Origin of the sequence: Ilumatobacter sp. (genome assembly GCF_049588435.1) — a bacterium.
In the GTDB taxonomy this organism is placed as follows: domain Bacteria; phylum Actinomycetota; class Acidimicrobiia; order Acidimicrobiales; family Ilumatobacteraceae; genus Ilumatobacter_A.
The window spans coordinates 1-3577 of sequence record NZ_JBAVYV010000290.1 but is presented as its reverse complement, the minus strand read 5'-3'; the positions used below and the strand labels follow the sequence as shown (position 1 = coordinate 3577).

Sequence of the window (3577 nt, the reverse complement as noted above, 5' to 3'; positions counted from 1 at the left end):
AGGCCGGGGCCACCAACGCGGCGTTGTTCGCGGTCGCGATGCTCGCCCTCGACGACCCGGACCTGCACGAACGACTCGAACGCTTCCGCGCCGACCGTCGCGACGCAGCAGCCGCGTCGGTGCTGCCACCCTCGGCATGACCGATCCGACGCGGCCCGACGAACCGATCGTTCCCCCGGCCACGATCGGGATGCTGGGTGGCGGGCAGCTCGGGAAGTACGCCTTGTCTGCCGCCAACGCGATGGGATACCGAACACTCGTGGTCGACCCCGACCCGGACGCCCCCGCAGCCGTCGTCACGAACGAGCACGTCGTCACCAGCTACGACGACCCCGACGCGCTCGACCGGCTCGCGTCGAAATGCTCTGTCGTGACGACCGAGTTCGAGAATGCTCCGGCCTCCGCTCTCGAATCGTTGTCGATGCGCACTCGTGTGGCGCCCTCGGCCCACGCGGTCGCGATCGCTCAGGATCGGCTGGTCGAGAAGGCGTTCATGGTCGCGCACGGAATCGCGGTCGGCCCCCACGCACCGGCGCCGGCGAACATCGGTGATGAGCAACGGCGTGCCGCGCACGCGTTGGCTCACGACGGAGCGGTGATCAAGACAGCCCGACTCGGCTACGACGGCAAGGGACAGCGGCGCGTGACCGGTGTCGAAGAACTCGATGCGGTTCTCGCGGAGTTCGCCGACACGGACTGCATCGTCGAGTCGCTGCTCGACCTGCGCTGCGAGGTCAGCGTGATCATCGCCCGCACCGCTGACGGCGCGTCGACGCACTGGGACGTCGCGGAGAACATCCACGTCGACGGGATTCTCGACGTGTCGATCGTCCCGGCCCGGATCGACCCGACGCTCGCTGCCCGTGCCGTCGACCTGGCGACGTCGATCGTCGAGGGACTCGACTACGTCGGCGTGCTGACGGTCGAGATGTTCGTGGTCGACGACGACCGGCTGCTCGTGAACGAGGTCGCACCGCGGCCCCACAACAGCGGTCACTGGACGCTCGATGCGAGCGTGACCAGCCAGTTCGAACAGCAGATTCGAGCGGTGTGCAACGTCGGTCTCGGCGCGACCGACATGACCGCGCCGGCGGTCGCGATGGTCAATCTGCTCGGCGATCTCTGGTTTCCGGACGGCGCCGTGACAGCGGTCGAACCCGACTGGTCGGTCGCGCTCGCCGATCCGGCCGCCACGCTCCACCTCTACGGAAAGACCGAACCACGGCCCGCCCGCAAGATGGGTCACCTCACGGTGACGGCTCCGACCGCTGACGCCGCCGAGCATCGTGCGCTCGAACTCCGCGCACTCGTCACCCGCTGACCCGACCGCTCAGCCGAGGTGGCGCTCGAACCAGGGTGTCGTCATCCGACGCTGCGGGTCGAGTCGATCCCGCAGGTTGAGGAAATCTCCCCACCGCTCGTACCGCTCGCCGGGCCGCCACGAACTCGGGAACACCTTGCCCCAGTGCGGTCGCGCACCGAACGGTTCGAGCACCGCCGCGACCTGGTCGACCGCCTGCTCGACCGCACCCGGATCGCGTCTCCACGTGAAGTGGAAGGCGGTCGAATCCCGCCCGTGGCACGGGCTCATCCAGAGATCATCGGCGGCGATCGTCCGGATCTCGCTGACGAGCAGTACGTCATCGAGCAGCGGTCCGATCGTGCGGATCGCCTCGATCGCGGCGGAGCTGACGGTCCGGTCGACGAAGAACTCGCTCTGGATCTCGGCACCGGCGCTCGGTTCGGCGTCGGCTCGGAAATGTGGGAGTCGGTTCCACCACGGCCCTGGCTCCGAGCGTTGCGGCGTGCACGCGGACGTCTCCATGTCGGGGATCGGATGCCGTTGCGTCTCGGCGGGTCGCAACTCGTCGGTGATGGCCGTTCGCGGTCGAGCGTCGGCGCGCTGTTTGCACCACAGCTCGCCCGCCGACGATCCCCACCGCGTGAACACGCTCACGCTCGTCGCCGACTCGAACACCTCGTCGAACGATGCCGTCAACGTCGACCACGACAGTTCGTCGTACACCGTCTGTTCCACGTCGTAGGTCTCCTCGACGCGCAGTCCGACGCGGATCACCAGACCGAGCGCACCGAGGTGCACCACGGCTCCGTCGAAGTCGTCGTCTCCCCGGTGGAAGTGCACGACTTCGCCCGCAGCCGTGATCATCTCGATCGACTCCACCGCGGTGGCCAGGTTTCCGAGTCGCGATCCCGAGCCGTGTGTCCCGGTGGCGATTGCTCCGGCGACCGAGATGTGCGGCAGCGAGGCCAGGTTGTGCAGCGCACGACCGTGTCGAGCGAGCGTCTCGGACAGCTCGGCATACGTCGTCGAACCGCCGACGCTGACCACTCCGCGCTCGATGTCGACGATCGGAGGCGACGCGAGGACGGAGAGGTCGACCAACGCCGCACCGTCGCCGATCGCGTTGAACGAATGGCGCGTGCCGACCACCGACAGCTCGGCCGACTCGGCGATCAGCTGCTGCAACTCGGAGAGCGTCGACGGACGCGCGACGGCGGACGCCCGATAGGTGTGGTTCCCACCCCAGTTCGTCAGCATGCCGGTCACCTCATCGCCGGGCGAGCATCGCGCCGGCGATCTCCTTGACCAGTTTCGCGGCCACCATCGCCGTCATGTCCACGACGTCACGGGTCGGGTTGAGTTCGACGACATCGGCACCGACGAGCGGGCCGGGAAGCGAGTCGATGACGTCGAGGACCTCGCGCACGGTCAGCCCGCCGGGCTCGTGATGGCTGACCCCGGGCGCGCACGACGGGTCGAGTCCGTCGAGATCGATGCTGAGATAGATCGGACCGGTCAGTGCAGACGGATCGAAGCTGGCGAGCTGACGCGGTGACACCATGGTCACGTCCCACCGCTCCCCCTGTTCGACCTGGTGTCGAGTCGCGGTGCGGATGCCGAGTTGGACGAGCGTGGTCATGCAGCCGGCTTCGAGAGCCCGCGCGAACGGTGAGGCGTGACTGAGTGGGTTCCCGTCCAGGTCGTCGTAGATGTCGGGGTGGGCATCGATGTGGACGACGGTGAGATCGTCGTGGACCTCACCGATCGCACGCAGGATCGGAAACGTCACCGAGTGGTCGCCACCGAGCGAGATGATCTGTCGTCCGGCGGCGACCTGTGCGCGTACGGCGGTCGTGATCACGTCGGCGTCCCCCCGGGAACCGGGCTCGTTCGTGATCCCGAGGTCACCCAGGTCATCCAGCTGCGGAGTCACGTTCACCGATGCCTCGGTCGCGTCGTTGCCGGAGGTCGAGTGCAACGCAGCCCGGATCGCTGCGGGCCCGCCGGCGCATCCGAACATGAACGACGAGTTGGCGTCGAGTGGAATCCCGAGCAACGAAATGGGTTCGGTCGACATGGGTCCCATCCTCGCGTGGAACACTTCGTGAATGGACACCACGCACGCTGCCGACGGGACAACGATCGCATTCGACGACCACGACGGAGGCGACGGAACGCCCGTCATCCTCGTGCACGGAATCACCGAGAGTGCCGTCACGTGGGATCCCCTGATCGATCGCCTCACGCCGGATCGGCGAGTCGTCGCGCTCGACC

General features: G+C 67.7%; 3 protein-coding genes and 1 pseudogene. 2 read left to right on the top strand and 2 right to left on the bottom strand.

Annotated elements, in window-relative coordinates; genetic code table 11:
- Positions 1-140, top strand: a pseudogene (locus WBV89_RS11425) (5-(carboxyamino)imidazole ribonucleotide mutase); the annotation flags it as partial.
- A complete protein-coding gene (locus WBV89_RS11420; protein WP_423981477.1) occupies positions 137-1321 on the top strand; it encodes a 5-(carboxyamino)imidazole ribonucleotide synthase in 1185 nt (394 codons plus the stop codon). The pseudogene WBV89_RS11425 and the gene WBV89_RS11420, both read left to right, overlap by 4 nt.
- 9 nt (positions 1322-1330) lie before the next feature.
- On the opposite strand, the gene WBV89_RS11415 is transcribed toward WBV89_RS11420, so the two are convergent.
- On the bottom strand, positions 1331-2560 hold the full coding sequence (locus WBV89_RS11415) for an FAD-binding protein (RefSeq protein WP_423981476.1): 1230 nt from the start codon (positions 2558-2560) through the stop codon (positions 1331-1333).
- A gap of 10 nt (positions 2561-2570) precedes the next feature.
- Positions 2571-3380 carry an agmatinase family protein gene (locus tag WBV89_RS11410; protein WP_423981475.1) on the bottom strand — a complete coding sequence of 270 codons (810 nt, stop codon included), beginning with the start codon at positions 3378-3380 and terminating at the stop codon, positions 2571-2573.
- Positions 3381-3577: the final 197 nt, after the last annotated feature.